At 48.2% G+C, this 17,755-nt stretch carries 15 protein-coding genes; 11 read left to right on the forward strand and 4 right to left on the reverse strand.

Annotated features, from left to right (window positions below; translation table 11 throughout):
• Positions 1–9 precede the first annotated feature (9 nt).
• From VLX91_05505 to VLX91_05555, 11 genes are all read left to right on the forward strand, one after another.
• On the forward strand, positions 10–1,059 hold the full coding sequence (locus VLX91_05505) for an efflux RND transporter periplasmic adaptor subunit (protein ID HUI29651.1): 1,050 nt from the start codon (positions 10–12) through the stop codon (positions 1,057–1,059).
• A gap of 49 nt (positions 1,060–1,108) precedes the next feature.
• Positions 1,109–4,252 carry an efflux RND transporter permease subunit gene (locus VLX91_05510; protein ID HUI29652.1) on the forward strand — a complete coding sequence of 1,048 codons (3,144 nt, stop codon included), beginning with the start codon at positions 1,109–1,111 and terminating at the stop codon, positions 4,250–4,252.
• A 403-nt stretch (positions 4,253–4,655) separates the two neighbouring features.
• Entirely contained in the window at positions 4,656–5,687 is a 1,032-nt protein-coding gene (locus tag VLX91_05515; protein ID HUI29653.1) for a LacI family DNA-binding transcriptional regulator, read from the forward strand.
• Between the two features lie 152 nt (positions 5,688–5,839).
• On the forward strand, positions 5,840–6,832 hold the full coding sequence (gene bioB / locus VLX91_05520) for a biotin synthase BioB (GenBank protein HUI29654.1): 993 nt from the start codon (positions 5,840–5,842) through the stop codon (positions 6,830–6,832).
• 42 nt (positions 6,833–6,874) lie between these two features.
• Positions 6,875–8,434, forward strand: coding sequence for a hypothetical protein (locus tag VLX91_05525; protein HUI29655.1), 1,560 nt, complete (start codon positions 6,875–6,877; stop codon positions 8,432–8,434).
• Between the two features lies 1 nt (position 8,435).
• The gene (locus VLX91_05530; protein HUI29656.1) at positions 8,436–9,587 is read left to right on the forward strand and encodes an 8-amino-7-oxononanoate synthase; all 1,152 of its coding nucleotides are present in this window, start codon (positions 8,436–8,438) and stop codon (positions 9,585–9,587) included.
• The gene (bioD, locus tag VLX91_05535; protein ID HUI29657.1) at positions 9,584–10,210 is read left to right on the forward strand and encodes a dethiobiotin synthase; all 627 of its coding nucleotides are present in this window, start codon (positions 9,584–9,586) and stop codon (positions 10,208–10,210) included. Before VLX91_05530 ends, bioD begins: the two co-directional genes overlap by 4 nt.
• Positions 10,211–11,494 carry an adenosylmethionine--8-amino-7-oxononanoate transaminase gene (gene bioA, locus VLX91_05540; GenBank protein ID HUI29658.1) on the forward strand — a complete coding sequence of 428 codons (1,284 nt, stop codon included), beginning with the start codon at positions 10,211–10,213 and terminating at the stop codon, positions 11,492–11,494.
• Between the two features lie 48 nt (positions 11,495–11,542).
• Positions 11,543–12,199: a hypothetical protein gene (locus tag VLX91_05545; GenBank protein HUI29659.1), complete on the forward strand. Its 657-nt coding sequence runs from the start codon at positions 11,543–11,545 to the stop codon at positions 12,197–12,199.
• Between the two features lie 39 nt (positions 12,200–12,238).
• Positions 12,239–12,754, forward strand: coding sequence for a hypothetical protein (locus VLX91_05550; GenBank protein ID HUI29660.1), 516 nt, complete (start codon positions 12,239–12,241; stop codon positions 12,752–12,754).
• A 60-nt stretch (positions 12,755–12,814) separates the two neighbouring features.
• Positions 12,815–14,020 carry a beta-ketoacyl synthase N-terminal-like domain-containing protein gene (locus VLX91_05555; protein HUI29661.1) on the forward strand — a complete coding sequence of 402 codons (1,206 nt, stop codon included), beginning with the start codon at positions 12,815–12,817 and terminating at the stop codon, positions 14,018–14,020.
• A gap of 124 nt (positions 14,021–14,144) precedes the next feature.
• On the opposite strand, the gene VLX91_05560 is transcribed toward VLX91_05555, so the two are convergent.
• From VLX91_05560 to VLX91_05575, 4 genes are read right to left on the reverse strand one after another with little or no spacing between them, the layout of a single operon-like run.
• Positions 14,145–14,705: a cytochrome c family protein gene (locus tag VLX91_05560; GenBank protein ID HUI29662.1), complete on the reverse strand. Its 561-nt coding sequence runs from the start codon at positions 14,703–14,705 to the stop codon at positions 14,145–14,147.
• Entirely contained in the window at positions 14,702–16,168 is a 1,467-nt protein-coding gene (locus VLX91_05565) for a cytochrome c3 family protein (protein HUI29663.1), read from the reverse strand. The genes VLX91_05560 and VLX91_05565 overlap by 4 nt, the downstream gene beginning before the upstream one ends.
• 2 nt (positions 16,169–16,170) lie before the next feature.
• A complete protein-coding gene (locus VLX91_05570; protein HUI29664.1) occupies positions 16,171–17,244 on the reverse strand; it encodes a cytochrome bc complex cytochrome b subunit in 1,074 nt (357 codons plus the stop codon).
• Positions 17,245–17,253: 9 nt separating this feature from the next.
• Positions 17,254–17,700, reverse strand: a complete 447-nt coding sequence (locus tag VLX91_05575; GenBank protein HUI29665.1) for a Rieske (2Fe-2S) protein — start codon at positions 17,698–17,700, stop codon at positions 17,254–17,256.
• Between the last annotated feature and the right edge of the window lie 55 nt (positions 17,701–17,755).

The raw sequence follows: 17,755 nt of genomic DNA on the forward strand, positions 1-17,755 counted from the left end.
AGGTGACAAATGAATAAAATAAAAATATATTCGGTCGTTACGGTTGTGTTCGCTCTTATCGTGGTCGTATTGTTGCACAACCGCTCCCAAATAAAAGCGGAGACAAAGAAGTCGACGCTTGATGCATACACTGTCAGCGTTGCGACGGTCGACAAGAGAGAAATCGCAGACAGCATCGATATCGTCGGGACCATAGATGCCAACAACGATGTCGCCATAGTTTCCGAAGCACAGGGAAAGGTAACAAAAGTTTTTGCCGATGTAGGTGATTACAGAGCCGCCGGTTCTGTACTAATACAGATTGACGACGAGCTTGCTTTGGCTGCAATGAATGCCGCAAAAGTTAATTTTGAAAAAGCAAAGAAAGATCATGAAAGATTCCAGGAACTATATAAAGACAAAGCGGTCACAGATGCCCAGCTCGAAAACGCGGAGCTCGCCTACGAAACCGCCGACGATCAATATGTAGTGGCACGACGTCAGTATGAAAATACAAGAGTTACGGCGCCTATCTCCGGAATCGTTACCTCACGGGTAGTCGATGTCGGCACTTATGTAAACAGCAAGACGGTTGTCGCTGACATCGTGGACATTTCAAAATTGAAGACCACCGTCAATGTGGACGAGCACGACGTTTTTGGACTCAAGGTTGGCGACAGAGTGGAGATTTCGACGGGAATTTATCCGGGGGTAAGGTTCTCAGGCTTCATAAAAACCATCAGCGTGAAGGGGGATGCATCTCACACTTATCCTGTTGAGGTGGATTTCTCGAACGGCAAAGAACATCCGCTGAAGGCGGGTATGTTTGCTCACGTATTGTTTGCCAAAAGATTCGACGGTCAATGCCTCACGATTCCGCGTCAAGCTTTGGTAGGGAGCGTTGAAGAGCCGCAAGTATATACCGTTGAAAACGGGATCGCAAGATTAAGAAACGTCGTAATCGGTTCGGCTTATGACAATTACCTTGAAGTATTGGACGGGCTTCACGAGGGAGAAACCGTTGTTATCAACGGGCAGAACAATCTCCAGGATGGGAGCAAGGTAAGCATTGTCGAATGATCGACACTTATGAAAATGAAAATGAATAAGTTGAAAAGGGATTCTTGACATGACGATAACTGAATTAGCGATAAAGAGGCCGACCTTGATCGTGGTGATATTCGGCGCGCTCGCGTTGCTCGGACTGTTCAGCCTGACGAGATTGAATTACGAGCTTCTTCCGAAAATCACGCCGCCCGTACTGACGATCTCAACGATTTATCCGGGAGCTTCTCCAAATGAAGTGGAAAACTCCGTGACGAAGCCGGTGGAGGATGCGGTTTCTTCATTGGACCAGATCGACGACATCACCTCGCGGTCTAATGAGGGAGTTTCTTTTGTGATGATTCAATTCCGGCAATCTGCCGACGTAAACACGCAGATGCAGCTGGCACAACAGAAGATCGATCAGATCGTAAGCACGCTTCCGGCGGGAGTAAAGACCCCGACAATTTCGAAGTTTGAGCTTGATGCAATTCCGGTGTTGAGAATGGGGGTCACGAGCAATATGCCCTCCACGCAGTTTTACCAGTTCATAATCGACAGGATTCAACCGAGACTTTCGGAAGTCCCCGGCGTAGGTCAGGTCACGCTGGTCGGCGGGGATGAAAGGGAAATCCGCATCAACCTGAATGCCGATAAGCTGAAGGCATATGGATTATCTATTTTACAGGTGTTGAATGTAATTCAAAATTCCAACGTTGATTTTCCCACCGGCAAACTTGAGAACAATAGCAATCAGTTGGTTGTCCGTCTTGCGGGAAAATTTTCCTCGGTGGATGCTATTAGAAATCTTATTATTGAAAAATCAAATGGTGGAGGTGATGTAAAGCTTTCAGATGTTGCTGACGTTGAGGATGGTCATAAAGAATACACCACCATCAATAGAATTAACGGCGTGACGTCTGTCGGCATTCTTGTACAAAAACAAACAGATGCAAACGCCGTGGATGTCAGCAGAATGGTGCGCGCCGAGTTGGGCAGGATCGAAAAAGACTACCGTGCGCAAAATATCAGGTTTAATATTTCCCAGGACGCTTCTCAGTTTACGATAGATGCGGCAAACGGCGTGAAGTTCGATCTCATGCTCGCCGTCGTTCTGGTCGCAGTAGTCATGCTTTTGTTTCTCCATAGCGTTCGCAACTCATTTATAGTGATGCTTGCCATTCCGGCGTCGATACTTTCCACTTTCGTGGTCATGTACGCTCTCGGGTACACCCTCAATTTGATGACTCTGTTAGGGCTATCTCTCGTCGTCGGCATTCTTGTGGATGACTCGATCGTCGTCATAGAGAATATTCACCATCATCTCGAAAAGGGGGAAGAGCCGAGAGTCGCGGCAGTCAAAGGAAGGAATGAAATTGGATTTGCCGCATTATCGATAACCATGGTCGACGTGGTGATATATGTTCCGCTTGCGCTGACCAGCGGATTAATCGGCAACATAATCCGTGAGTTTTCTGTCGTCGTGGTAATCTCGACTCTGCTCAGTCTTTTCGTCTCGTTCACCGTAACCCCGCTCCTCGCTTCGAGGATCAGTAAAATCGAAGAGATGACAGATGGAACTCTCATCGGGAGGTTTGCACTGCAATTTGAAAAATATTTCCGCAGGATCATTGCGAATTATCTTCAGGTATTGAAATGGAGTTTGAACAACCGATGGAAAGTTGTGACGATCTCAGCCGTGCTGTTTTTCGCAGCGCTTTCACTCGCTCCGCTTGGATTCATAGGAGCGGAATTCATTACCCAGTCCGATAGAGGTGAGTTTGCCGTTACTCTTGAGACCCCGTCAGATTACTCGCTCGACAATACAAACTTTGTAACCGAGAAAGTAGAAAAATATATCAACAACCTTCCGGAAGTGAAAAGCGATTTTGTGCAGGTGGGCGCATCAAACGAAGGATTGATAGGACAAACGTCAAATAACAGCTCAGAGCTTGATGTTGAGTTGGTTCCAAAAGAAGAACGCAAAAAGTCTACTGACGAGGTAGGAGAGGAAATTAAAAACTTTGCCTACCAAATTCCCGGAGTGAAAGTACGTGTTAATCCCATCGGACTTTTCGGAACCGCAAATCAGACACCGATTCAATTAATAGTCAACAGTTCCAATCGCGAAGACGTCTTGAAATCCGCCGAGATACTCGAGAGAGTTGTCAAATCGATTCCTGGAACAGCGGACGTTCGCCTGTCCACCGAGGCCGGGAATCCCGAAATGAGAGTAGATATAGACCGCCAGAAACTTGCGAACTTCGGGCTCTCGATCGTCGACGTCGGCGCGGCTCTGCAGGTAGCAATGCAGGGAAATGATGATGCTAAATTCCGGGACGGAAACGACGATTACAATATTCTTGTCTCCCTGGACAAATTTGACAGATCGAAGATTTCCGACTTGAAGCAGATGACATTCATAAACAATCGCGGACAGTCTATCCAGCTTCAACAATTCGCCGGCGTCTACCAATCGACGGGTCCGACTTCATTGCAAAGGTTTGACCGGGTGAATGCGGTTACAGTTTATTCTCAGGTTATCGGCCGGCCCACCGGAAGTGTCGGAGAGGATATTAAGAATGCGATGGCCAAAGAAAAGATTCCTTCCGGCGTTGATATTGCTTATTGGGGAGACCTCAAGAACCAGTCGGATGCCTTCGGGAGTCTCGGGCTGGCACTCGTTGCGGCAATCATCTTTGTCTATTTGGTAATGGTCGCTTTGTACGATTCTTACATCGATCCGTTTGTGATCCTTTTTTCCATACCGGTAGCCATGGTGGGGGCGTTCCTTGCACTTGCATTGACGATGAAATCCTTAAACATATTTTCCATCCTGGGAATAATAATGTTGGTCGGACTGGTAGGCAAAAATGCGATTCTGCTTGTTGACCGTACGAACCAGAAGAGACGAGAAGATGGACTCTCAATTTATGATGCACTGATCGAGGCGGGCGAGAGTCGAATAAGGCCGATCTTAATGACAACGACCGCGATGGTAATCGGAATGCTGCCGCTTGCTCTTTCGACAGATTCGGGTTCGGAGTGGAAGACCGGACTCGCATGGGGAATTATCGGCGGACTTCTCAGCTCAATGTTTTTAACATTGATCCTCGTTCCTGTGGTGTATGTAATAGTTGAACGAGTGCAGTTGAGAATCAAAGTGCTATTCGCGGGGAGGAAGAAAGAAACTGTCCGTGAGCTTCAACCGGAGGTCGTGAAAGGCTAATGCATGTAAAGGAAAGCGTGCGGTGAGGTTAGGCGTCATCGAAAAGGTCGACGGCGGCATTCAATAGTTATGATTCGACTGCCACTCTGACTCTCGTGTCCTAATTTGAATCCTATTTCGGATTGGAATCAAATTAACCACAAGGACCGTCAGGCGTCACTGAGGTTTTGATAACTCCAGACTGCCTTGCACCGCTTTGCCTTACTGGCGATCAACGTAACTCTTCATGTTTGGACTAAATCAAAATTGGATACTATCGGGGGGTATCTTCGCTTGAATATTAGCTATCGCTGCTATAATTTCTCGTGTATGATCCCGTCCATGAGAGTCTAGAAGTCTTCGCGGCGCTACAGGTTGGTTTCGGGAAAGCATTTTCAGACTTAGAATGTTGGGAAGGAGTTTTATGGGCTCAAGAGTTACTATATTGGATGTCATGCGTGAGGCCGGAGTGGGCATCGGCACAGTCTCCCGCGTGCTGAACAACTCTCCGCACGTCAGTCAGGAAAAGAGGAAGCGCGTTATGGAGGTTGCAAAGAGGCTAAATTATCAGCCGCATACTTATGCTCAGCGGCTTGCGCGCCGCCAGGCTGAAACAATTTCTGCTATCATTCCCTTTTTCTCTACCTATTTCTTTGCGACCGTGCTTCATGGAGTACAGGATAGAAGCTCAGAGTTTGGCTATGACCTGGTGCTTTACGGCGTCAACCATGTGGATCAAATGGAGTCTCACATAAGCTCTGCGCTTCAGCGGGGAAAAGTTGATGGCCTCCTTTTTTTCTCGATGAAGCTCCCGCCTAAGACTGTACCACGATTGAAGGAATCCAAACTCCCGGTTGTGCTGGTTGACACCTCTCTTCCGGAATTTGATTCTATATCAGTTGCTAACGCCGAAGGCGCCTATACGGCGGTCAGACATCTGATACAGCTTGGTCATCGTTCGATCGGTATGATTGGTGCCCGATCGGTGAGCACTCCCGCGACTGAGAGACTCGATGGTTATAAACGGGCTCTCAATGAACAGGGGCTCGTTTTCTGCGAAGACTTGGTGAAGGTTGGAAATACTATAAAGTTTGACGGCTTCAACCGCGAAGCGGGTTATGAGGCCATGGTCGAGTTTATTAAGATGGGTAGTGACATGCCGAGAGCTTTTTTTATTTCGTCTGACATACAGGCGATGGGCGCCATTGCCGCGCTCACCGAAAACGGTTTCAGCGTGCCGGAAGACGTCGCAATCGTGGGGTTTGACGACATCGAACTCGCTGAATACTTCAAGTTAACTACCATGCGCCAGCCGATGTACCAGATGGGAGCACTTGCTGTTGAACGTCTCGTGAAGAGGATGTCGTCCCCCGACATGGAAATTCTTCACACCACATTTTCGCCAACATTGGTTGTCAGAGACAGCTGTGGTGCCTTGAACAGGAGCCGCGATTAGTTTTTCCCCACCTTTTGCCGATAACCGGCAAATGTCGGGGGATGCTTTAGGCACAGGCAGACGGCTGACTCTCTTTAAGAATCCATCCCCAGGGATTATATTCCCATTCAAGGAATTTCTACGAATTATTCAACAGACAGAGAGTTATACTGATGGAATCAATAAATGGAGAGCTTGCTGAAGTCCGTTATGATTGGACGAACGGTGAAATAAAAAGTATTTATAATCTTCCGCTGCTTGAATTGATTTACGCCGCAGCGACTGTCCACAGACAATACCATAATCCCTCTGAGATCCAGGTTTGTTCACTTCTATCGATAAAGACGGGCGGGTGCACGGAAGATTGTGCCTACTGTTCACAATCCGTGCATTATAATACGGGCGTAGAGGTACAGTCGCTTCTTTCGTTCGATGAGGTTTTAAGGAAAGCGGAAAGCGCAAAGTACGCGGGCGCGACTAGATTCTGCATGGGGGCGGCATGGCGCGAGGTTCGTGACAATAAGGATTTCGACCGCGTATTGGAAATGGTAAGAGCAGTGAACGATCTCGGGCTCGAAGTGTGTGCCACTCTCGGAATGATTACTGAAGCTCAAGCACTGAAGCTCAAAGAAGCAGGATTGTATGCTTACAATCATAACATTGACACTTCGGACGCGCATTATAAAAAGATAATTACGACTCGGACGTACCAGGATCGTCTGGACACAATTAAAAATACGCGGAAGGCGGCTATCACTGTCTGTTGCGGCGGCATCATCGGAATGGGAGAATCTATGGACGACCGCATCGCCATGCTGATGACGCTTGCCAATCTCAATCCGCATCCGGAATCGGTTCCTATAAATGCACTAGTTCCAATCGAAGGGACGCCGCTGGAAGGTCAGGAACGGGTAAATGCGTGGGAATTTGCCAGGATGATTGCGACGGCAAGAATTGTCATGCCCAGATCTATCGTTAGACTTTCGGCAGGAAGACTTCAGCTTTCCCAGGAGGCTCAGGCGCTTTGTTTCCTTGCGGGAGCGAATTCCATTTTTGCCGGCGACAAGCTGCTGACTACTTCAAACCCCGCTCTCGATGAAGATGCAAAATTATTATCTGTGCTGGGGGTAAGACCGAGGAAACCATTTGAGTCCATTAACGGATGACGAAACGGTGGATAAGTAAATTATTTATCGTGGAACGAACCGGTGGCTGAAAAGAACGGGATGACATCATCAAACAAAAATGAGCGACTGGACATCCGGATCTCTTTCGTTTTGTTGATGCTCGCTGGCGTGTGCATATTCATGACGGAGAATCGTGACGGGGAGTTCGTCGCCGGAGGAGGGCTGTACGGCGGTAATTCTTTTCACTGCCTCGCCATCTCTAATAACCTCATGACCGGTGATCATCCTCTATTCATGTATGCAAGCAAGGAGCTGCATCATGGTACGCCCGTCTATGATGCTTACAACAGATTTCCAATATTCCCTTTTCTACTTACCGGGTTACTGACGCATCCTTTTGAGCACAGCTTGGCACTGCAAACCTATGCAGCGCGCCAGTTGATGAATGTCTTTTTCTTCCTGACTATCGTAGCGGTGTTCCTGTTGGTGCAAAGGCTTGTGGGGAACAAGTACGCGGCGCTCGTAGTTACACTAGTGGCACTCTCATCATACTATATGCTTTCCTATCATGACATGATCTTCAATGACATCCCGGCGCTCTTGGGTTTTGTTGTGGCGCTGCATGGAGTGGTGATGGTACAAAAATCGAGTTTAAGAATCTCGAATGTTTTGTTTTATTCTTTGCTCCCCGTAAGTTTCGGATGGCAACCATACGCAGTTTATGCCACATGGCTTTTGATAGATGGAACAGAGCTTTTGTTTGGCGGGACGGGTCCGGTAAAGAAGAGATTTTCGACATTTGTTAAGCGGCCTTCGTTTGTCATTACAGGTGTAGCATTGCTCTGGGGTGCGCTGGTGCTTGGGCTGCAATTGTTCAACGAATGGAGAATTGTAGGCGGATCATTTGCAGATTTGCCAAGCGTAAACAGTGCACTCTGGAGAACAGGAATCGCCTCGGCACAGGGACACACACAGTTCTTATGGACATTTGACTGGGCCAGCTACCTTCCGGCGCAGGCACATGCGATGGCGTTAATGCTTATTCCATTCTGGCCGGTTCTGCAGGTCGAACCGGGCACGAATGCTTCAGCCCTCCTCGTGATATCACTGGTTGCTTACAGTGTGCTGAGGTACATGAAGGACAAATCTGCCGCGAATAAAGTTCACGTCGTGATGATTTTTTCGGGTTTGTTGTGGACATTTCCGATGAAGAACTTTGTGGCTCTCCACGAATTCCAATCTATTTTCTACGTAGGGTTTGCAGTTAGCGTGTATACGACGCTTCTCTCGCTATTGCATTTTAATTTGTCCTCGTGGCGACTTCTTGCGGTAGATATCTCTCTGGCTTTTCTTATCGCGCTCTCTATGTTCAATCATCTTCAAACTCAGTCTTCGGACATGAATCGGATTACGGCCGAATTTCAGAACATTCGTGAGTTCTTGCCACAAAATGGAAAAGTCTACGTCGATGGCGATCGCCAGCGAATGTTAGCATCCCATGCAATTGATTTTTTTCTCGCCGGCTGCTGGCTCACGCCGCCTCAGGAGGCTGACTACGTCGTTTCTCAGAGATCCGATTATGGTGGAGAGAAGCTGACTTTTAATTCTGAATTCAACTTGTTTAAAGCATCAGGCAAGTGACATGACTGATATAGAGGAAAAGCTTCAGAAGGCACTTGAACAGAGGGAGAGCGATCATTCACTCCGGAGTCTTCCTGACGAACATAGGGGTACACCAAGCGACAGACTTATAGATTTCTGTTCCAATGACTACCTGGGATTTTCCCGTTCTGAAATTCTCCGCGAAAAAATTTTGCAGGCAGAGAGGCTATATGACGATGCACGGATCGGCTCGACGGGCTCGCGACTCATATCGGGAAATACTCGGTTATGTGAAGAACTTGAGGATCAAATTGCAAAATTTCACCACGCTGAAGCGGGGTTGATCTTCAATTCCGGTTATGATGCGAATGTCGGGATTTTTTCCAGCATGCCGGAAAGAACCGACACGATTCTCTACGACCAACTTGTTCATGCTTCGATCAGGGACGGAATAAGATTGAGTTACGCACGCAGTTTTTCATTCAGACACAATGACCTCGCAGAACTGGAAAGGAGACTCAACGCGGCGACTGGAAATATTTTTGTCGCTCTCGAGTCCGTATACTCGATGGATGGCGACTGTGCGCCGCTCGTCGAGATATCGGAATTGTGCGGTCGGTTTGATGCAAATCTGATCGTAGATGAAGCGCACGCAACCGGCGTGTTCGGGGAAAAAGGCGAAGGAAAAGTTGTTGAGCTTGGAATAGAAGAAAAGATTTTTGCGCGGCTTCATACATTTGGGAAGGCACTCGGCTGTCATGGTTCCATCGTGGTGGGTTCTGAGATTCTTCGCTCATATCTCATTAATTTTGCGCGCTCATTTATCTACACAACCGCTTTGCCTTTCCATAGCCTGGTTGCCGTCAAGTGCGCATACGAAATGTTGGGCTCGGACCCCCGCCCACTCCATTGCCTAAGAAATCGCATCTCTTACTTCAAGAAGAAGACTCCCAAATCATTGGCAGAGAGAATGATCCAAAGCGACAGTGCGATTCAATCCCTTATCATCCCTGGCAATCCCGTCGTCAGAGAATTCGCCGATCAGATCCAAAAAGCGGGCTTCGATGTCCGCCCGATATTGCACCCGACTGTTCCGAGCGGGTCAGAGCGGCTGCGGATTTGTCTCCATTCATTCAATCAAGAATCGGAAATCGACGGATTGATCGAGACTCTATCTTCACAATCGTCATGAGCAGGATTTTTGTAACCGGGATTGGAACGGGGATAGGAAAGACGTTTGTATCTGCCATACTTGTGGAGGCTCTGCATGCGGATTACTGGAAACCAGTTCAGTCGGGGGACCTGGATAATTCGGATACGATGACGGTGCGGCGACTGATCTCGAATCCGGTTTCCGTTCTTCATCCGGAAGCTTATCGCCTGACGCACGCGCTCTCCCCGCATGTAGCTGCCGAGATGGACGGCATTGAGATAGACCTGGAGAAAATTCGCTCTTTGATTCCTATCGTCAAAGATCGCCATCTTATCATCGAAGGCGCCGGTGGCGCAATGTCGCCGGTCAATGGTTCTTCGGTAGTACTTGATCTAATCGAGCTTCTCGAAGCTGAAACCGTTATCGTTTCAAGGAACTATCTTGGGAGTATCAATCATACGCTTCTTACCATAGACGCAATAAAACGAAGAAGAATATCCATTCGAGGTTTGATCTTTAACGGAAAGGAAGAAAAAGCCTCGGTTGATTTTATCTTGAAACATTCCGGCGCGAGTCTTCTCGGATCCGTCGGTGAAGAAAGGGTCTTAGACAAGAATGCCGTGAGCAAATATGCTGGCACATTCAAGGGAATATTTAAATAGATGAACCTTTCCGAGCGCGACAGCAAAGTCATTTGGCATCCTTACACGCAGATGCAAACTGCGGAACTTCCGGTTGCGATCGTTCGCGGTGAAGGCGCGCGCTTGTATGATGAGGACGGAAAAGAGTACATTGATGCCATCTCGTCATGGTGGGTGAACGTTCATGGCCATGCAAATCGGTATATCGGGCAGAAAATCCACGAGCAGCTTCAGGTTTTAGAGCATGTTATATTCGCCGGGTTCACACATCAACCTGCAGTCGAGCTTGCGGAGCGTTTGATAAAAGTCCTACCTCAAAATCAGTCGAGGATTTTTTATTCCGACGATGGCTCAACGGCGGTCGAAGTCGCGGTGAAGATGGCATTGCAATACTGGTACAATCAGGGAATAAACAAAAAGACAATTGTTGCTTTTCGAAACTCATATCATGGAGACACGTTCGGCGCGATGTCGGTAAGTGAGCGTGATATTTTTACCGCGCCATTCCGGGATTTGTTGTTTGATGTGGCCTTTATTGACGCACCGCTAAAAGGGATTGAAAGAGAATCTCTTGATCAGCTGGAACGTGAACTGCAAAAGGAAAATGTAGCTGCATTTATTTTCGAGCCGCTTCTGCAGGGTGCCGGCGGGATGATTGTCTACGAAGCTCCGCCTTTGGACGAGCTCATTTATTTTTGCCGCGAAAAAGGAATACCGACAATTGCCGACGAAGTTCTGACGGGATTCGGCAGGACAGGAAAATTTTTTGCATCCGATTATCTAAAAAACAAACCGGACATCATTTGTATGTCGAAGGGTATTACAGGCGGCACGATGCCTTTTGGTGCGACTTCATGTACGGAAAAAGTCTATGAAGCCTTTCTGTCCGATGACAGGAAAAAGACTTTCTTCCACGGCCATTCTTACACGGGGAATCCTGCAGCATGTGCCGCGGCCCTTGCAAGTCTCGATCTGTTCGAGAAACCCGGGACGTGGGACAATATCCGGAGAATCGAATCGAGCCACCGGGAATTCCTTTCAAGAATTCGTAATCATCCCATTGTGGAGAAACCACGACAGATCGGAACGATCATGGCATTCGACGCGAAATGCGGAGAGCAGACATCATATCTGCACTCATTGAGGGACAGGATGAGTCATTTCTGCTTGACCCACGGCGTTATCATCCGGCCTCTCGGAAATATTATTTATTTTATGCCGCCATACTGTATTACGGATGAGGAGTTGAGCAGAGTTTATTCCACGATACAAGCCATGTTGCTTGAGATTGACAACTTGAAATGATTATTTTTTCAGAGCGTTTGATCTGAGTTATGAACAGGGAGATTTAAAATGAATATCTCATTTGCCGGTAAACTAGAGGCTGTTTTGCTTCTGATGGTTTCGTTCGTTGCCCTGTCCTGCAAATCTGACAATACTCTCGTCGCTCCAACTTTAACGACGTCGATTGTAACAGGATTGTGGATCACCAACTCGTCTGGCCCAACTCCGATTGCGGTATGGGGAAATCCGTCGGATGGTTCCGGGTCTGGAAGTGGGGGATTCGGATTCAATGGGGGCATCAATGAGAGATCTGACAGTATTGTGGCGGGGATCCCAAGGTATTTTGTATTTCATATTCCCTATCCAAATCCTGCTCCGGGTGTGACAGAGTTTGTGTTTGATTTGCCAATTCAATCGGTCGTTGATCTCTGGATTGTAAAGGCTCGTTGGGTCGGTGAGCAAAGTTCTGATGAGACGCTCGAAGGAAGTGCTACGACAATTACACCGGAGAGGAACACGGTAAAGATCTTTCTTCGCAGCAATCTAATGTATGCGGGCCAGCATACTGAAACGTGGAGCGGCACTGACGATAACGGGAGGCCAGTGCCCGCCGGCTTTTATAGAGTGTATTGGCGCGTCAATGGGTTCTTAGCATTTCACGACATCTTTTTATATCGGCAGTTGTCGGACTTACCTATTGATCTTCGAAAAATCACGGATGTTTGATTTACGCATATAATTGTTGTAACTCGAAAGGAGAATTGAATGAAAAAGTATTATTTGTTCTTCTGCACGATTGCTCTTCAATGTATTCTTGCGGTGAGTACGTTCGCTCAAGACAGTAGTTCGACTCCGACTTATGGACTGACCGCTTCATTTCAAAGCAGCCAGCTTGACATACTTGTTCCTATCTGGGTCAGCAAAATGGTTTCGCTTGCCCCTGCCGTGGGACTGGCGTGGGAAGATGGCACAGGTGCCGACCTTCACATAGGAATTGTCCCGCGTTTCTACCTGACAAAGAAAAAAGTTTCACCATATCTGGGGCTACAAATCGCAATGCTTAAGATCATCCCTGCAGGAGGAGCGGGAGTTGCGTCGACTACCGATTGGCTCGCCGGACTGGCATTTGGCGGAGAATATTTCTTTGATGAGCATTTAAGTTTTGGCGTGGAGTCTCAAGCTAATTTCACTTATTCTGATCAGAACTCATCTCGATTCGGAAACCCGGGAAAAACGAATCTCAACACTGCAGCTGCAGTCTTTGCGACGGTATATTTCTAAAAAATATTCGAGTATCTTCGCGGCTCGTGATCTCCATGTGGTCGATTGAGATGGCGGATAATGAAAAACTCTGACAAACATATTGCGATTACCGGCATGGGATCGATCTCTCCGCTCGGCGCGTGCCGCGATGATGTGTGGAAAACCTACGAACGGCGGAAAAGCATGATTAAGCCGAAGGTCTTCAACGGTGAGCAAGTGCCCGTTGGAAGTCTTTGCGATGGATCGGAAGAAATCATCGAATCGATTCGGCATGAGAATCCAGACTATAGAAACCTTGATAGGACTGTCATCATGGCGATCTATGCGGCACGTGAAGCCGTCAGACAAGAGGGTTGGGATAAATCTGATCCGTCGCGCACCGGCATAAATATCGGCTCTTCCAGAGGAGCAACAGAACTTCTTGAGAAGAGACACTCAGAGTATCTTACCAATCCATCTCAACGCCTGTTCCCCCTCACTTCGCCGACCACCACACTCGGTAATATCTCAAGCAGTGTTGCCCATGATATTGAAGTCGACGGTCCGACGATCAGCCATTCTGTTACATGCAGCACTGCACTTCATGCGGTATTCAATGGAATAGCGTGGATGCGCGCGGGAATGGCCGATAGGTTCATTGTCGGGGGAGCGGAGGCACCGCTCACGGGGTTTACTATCGCGCAGATGAAGTCTCTCAGGATTTACACGAATGAAGTCGACGCGGTCTACCCATGCAGACCATGCTCATCCGAATCTCCGCTCCATGATACATTAACGCTTGGAGAAGGGGCCGCTCTTTTTACACTCGAAATGCTGAACGATGGCGAATTGGTAGATAAAAAAGTACTTGGAGTCATTGACTCGGTTGGTTATGCCCAGGAAAATTCAAAGACGCCGACTGCGATTACAGAGGAGGGGAGCGCATTGCGGAGATCGATGAAGATGGCACTGGAAAACATGGCGACCACGTCTTCTGTCGACATGGTAATTCTTCATGCGCCCGGTACCGTGAAGGGCGACGCCAGCGAGCTGACAGCTGTCAAGACGATATTTGGAGATAACTTGCCAGTTCTCGTCTCGAACAAGTGGCTTATTGGGCACACCTTCGGAGCATCGGGAGCGTTAAGTCTTGAATTTGCGCTTCTCATGCTGGCAGGGAATTGCTACGTCGATTTTCCTTATCCGGTTGTCTTTAAGAATGAAAGCAAGCTGATCAAAAAAATTATGATTAACGCTGCAGGCTTCGGGGGAAATGCAGCGAGCTTAATCGTATCACTGGTTTAACGGAAACAATTAATTTCTGTGCTACCTGTTCTGCCCGTACACCGAGTAGCTTCAGCGCGAAGTCCTGCCAACGCGATTACCGTATCTTTGTGGAAAAATCTAAAGTCGACAAGCTGCTCGAAGCTCATTCTTCTTTCAAAGGATGAGCGATCTTTTCACTGTACGTCTTGAAATCGAAGCCGTGGAAGAATGGGCTTTCCTGATTGTGACACTTTGTGCAGGTTTCCTCAGCCGGCATGAGTAGCCCGACTTGAGCTCCATCTGTTTTCTTGGTGTGAATGTCTTTCATGGTCGACATCTTCCAGTAGTCGCTTCCTGCACCATGACATGTCTCGCATTGAACACCTTGCGTCGGGTCGAAGGAAGCCTCGAACGCACTTGCGGTCAGGCCGTATCCTGTTTCATGACATTTCAAACACTGCGGTGCTTTCTGTGGATCATCTATGCCGCGCGCCTTTGCAACACTTTTTGCCGTGTCGGATGCAAGATCAATGAAAGCATGTGCGTGCTTCGATGCTTCCCAGATCTTAAACTGTGCGCCGATCTTATCAGCACTGTGACACAGTTTGCATTTTCCCGCTCCGACAAATTTGTGCGTGCTGTCAGGGGTCGGTTGTGCAAATGAAAGACTTACTCCAAGCATAAACATGAATGCGAGAATCAACAGAGCTATGATTCGTTTCATCGATTAGATTTCCTTTCTATTTGTCTAATCTTCAGATATAAAAGTATTACTAAGAAGGTGATTGCTAGCGTGGCGACGCCGAGGCCCTGCCGCCTGAAATAATATTCGTTAATGGCACTCAGGGCGCTTTTCTGTGCTTCGGCAACTATTTTCAGCCCCGGCTTTGCGGCATCTTTCAAAGGTGCCAGTTCAAATGCGTGAACCTGAACCCGAGATTCGACCAGCGATTGGTTCGCGTCTTTCAAAGAATAACTTGCATCTGAAACATCCATCCCTAAATTCTCAGCGCGCGAGATAAGATTTAAGGCACTGTTCTGGCCCATCGTTACACTGTCCAATATCGTCTTTATTGCTGAGATATCGGCAGCGGCGGAGTCTGAAGGCTTGTGGCATTGAGAACACACCGCTCCGCCTGTCAAGCCGATCATATCGTCGCTTGGCGGTTTCACGAGATGGTTGCTATGGCACACCACGCAACCCGGAAGCTTCGCCTTGGTGAACACGGCGAAGTGCGGACTCTTGTCAAACAGGTCTGCATTTGTTGGATGGCATGTCCCGCATACGGATGCGACGGAAGAGAAACCGGGCGGAACTGCTCCGTGATTTCCATGGCATGAGTTGCATGCGGGCGCACTCAAATTAGAATTCTGAAGCAATGCCACACCGTGAACGCTCCTTTTGTAATTATCGTATTGATCCGTGGGAATATTATACCGGGCCATGTATGATTTGTTGCTATGGCACTTTGCGCAAGTTTGTGGAATGTTAGTCGGGTAGACCGGAGAGCGTGGATCTTTCACCGATCTGATAAGGTGATTGGAATGGCAGCTCACGCAAGTTGCGGGCTTCGGATCGCCGGCCTTGTTCCTTTCACCGTGAACGCTGGTCAGATATTTTTCATATTGATCGACCGGGAGCCCCGGATTGAACTTCCGCATGTAATCGGAATTGCTGTGACACTTTGCGCAGGTGGCCGTGACCTTAGTCGGGTAAACGGGCGAGTGAGTATCACTGATTTTCGATATGTTGTGGATGCCGTGGCAGGAGGTGCATTGAGGGCCATCGCTGCTTTGCGTCAGTGCTCTGCCGTGTATGCTCGACATGAAATCATCCATCACATCGTCCAGGTGAAACTTGGTCTTGAAAATTGTCTTCTCGGGTCCGTGGCATTTCCCGCACATCTGTGGGATGCCGGATTGCTTTGGGACTCCGACATATCCCTTTGACGGGCTCATGGCCGCGTCCTGGTCATCGAGAGCCGGGTCGCCGCCGTGACAATCTGCGCATGTGACACCGGCTTTGTAGTGAACGTCGTTCATGTATGACGCAGCTTCACTGCTGCCGATGTCATTGTGGCAGCTAAGACATTTGTCAACTACCTGTTTTTCCTGACTGTACGTCGTCGAGTGAAGAGGAATCACAATCAGAGTGAAGAAAACAAAAAGGACTGCGATACTTTTCATCTTCATCTCGCTCCTATAGTTGTCATAATGATTACATACAGAATTACGGCTATCCCCGCGTAGTTTATGATTCTGTTTCGATTCCCCTTTGGTGTCTTAGAGTCCCAAAACGGAACCAGAAACCAAAGAAGCCCGGCGGCACCGAAAAGAGTAATGCCCACGACCTCGCCGTCAAGTGCGAGAATCTTGCCAGGAAAGAATTTCAACGACTGAAACATAAAGAGGAAATACCACTCCGGCCTTATGCCAAGCGGCGCCGGAGCGAACGGATCTGCTTTGTTGCCGATCTCCCATGGAAAATAGACTGCGAGTATGGCGAGGACGTTTAGAACAATAAGCCAGAGAAGAACGTCGCGCAAGACAAAGTTCGGGAAAAACGGTATGTACTTTTTCTTTGAATCCGGGTGAGCCTTCCATGATTCGGGCTCGCTTATTCCCTGCACTTGTATGAACAGCAAATGAACCCCCAGAACGATGGCAAATATTGCAGGGAAGACGGCGACATGTAAACCGAAGAAACGCGTCAAAGTCGCTGTCGTGACATCCGATCCATTTCGAAGCAGTTCCATCATCGGCTCGCCGATAATCGGTGCAACGCCCACGATTTCTGTTCCCACTTTTGTCGCAAAAAAAGAGAGCGTGTTCCACGGCAGGAGATAACCGCTGAATCCGAACGCCAACGAAAGCGCAAGAAGAAGAAACCCAGTGTACCATGTCAGCTCCCTGGGCGCCCGGAATGCTTTCGTGAAGTAAACTGAAAACATGTGGATGAAGATCGACAGGATCATCAGATTGGCTGACCAACTGTGAATCGATCTGATGAGCCAACCGAATTGAACTTTTGTCACGATAAAACGGACGCTTTCGTAAGCCGTCTGTGCGCCCGGTTGATAATACATGAGGAGGAGAATCCCGGTAATCACCTGGACGATGAAAAGGAAAAGACTGACCCCGCCGAAATAATACCAGAATGAGCCTTTGAAACTTGGGACTTTCTTTTCCCTTGAGAAATGCTGGAGTATGCTGAGGTTGTAACGCTCATTGAGCCAATGCCATATTTTAGATTCTTTGTCCATCGCCTCTCCTCAACTCTTAGTCACGATGACATCATCGCCTTTAACTGCCACCTTGTATTCCTGCAGCGGCCTTGGCGGCGGACCGGCGACGTTTCGGCCGTTGAGATCATATACTCCGCCATGGCACGCACAGAATATTTTACCCATATCCGGGCGGTACTGTACTGTGCACTGGAGGTGGGTACAGACGGCGCTGAAAGCCTCCAGCTTGCCGTCGGGAGTATTGATGAGGATAGCTGGCTCGTTGCCGAATCTAAATACTTTTCCCTGGTTCGGCTTCAAATCTTTGACAGAGCCGGCAGTAACACTCGTCGGAGTGGCTTCCGTCTGTTCCGGCACTCTGAAATAAGCAATAATCGGATAGAGAACCGAGCCGAGCCATGCAATGACTCCGAGTCCGAGTAAATAATCAAGGAATGTTCGCCGCGATATCTTCTCATTTCCAGGACCATCCATCCTTTAGAATTTCCTTTTTGAATTGTTAATCCAGCGGAACAAGCTGGTACAGTGT

The sequence above is a fragment of the Candidatus Acidiferrales bacterium genome, from assembly GCA_035515795.1.
Taxonomy (GTDB): Bacteria; Bacteroidota; Ignavibacteria; order Kryptoniales; family JAKASW01; genus JAKASW01.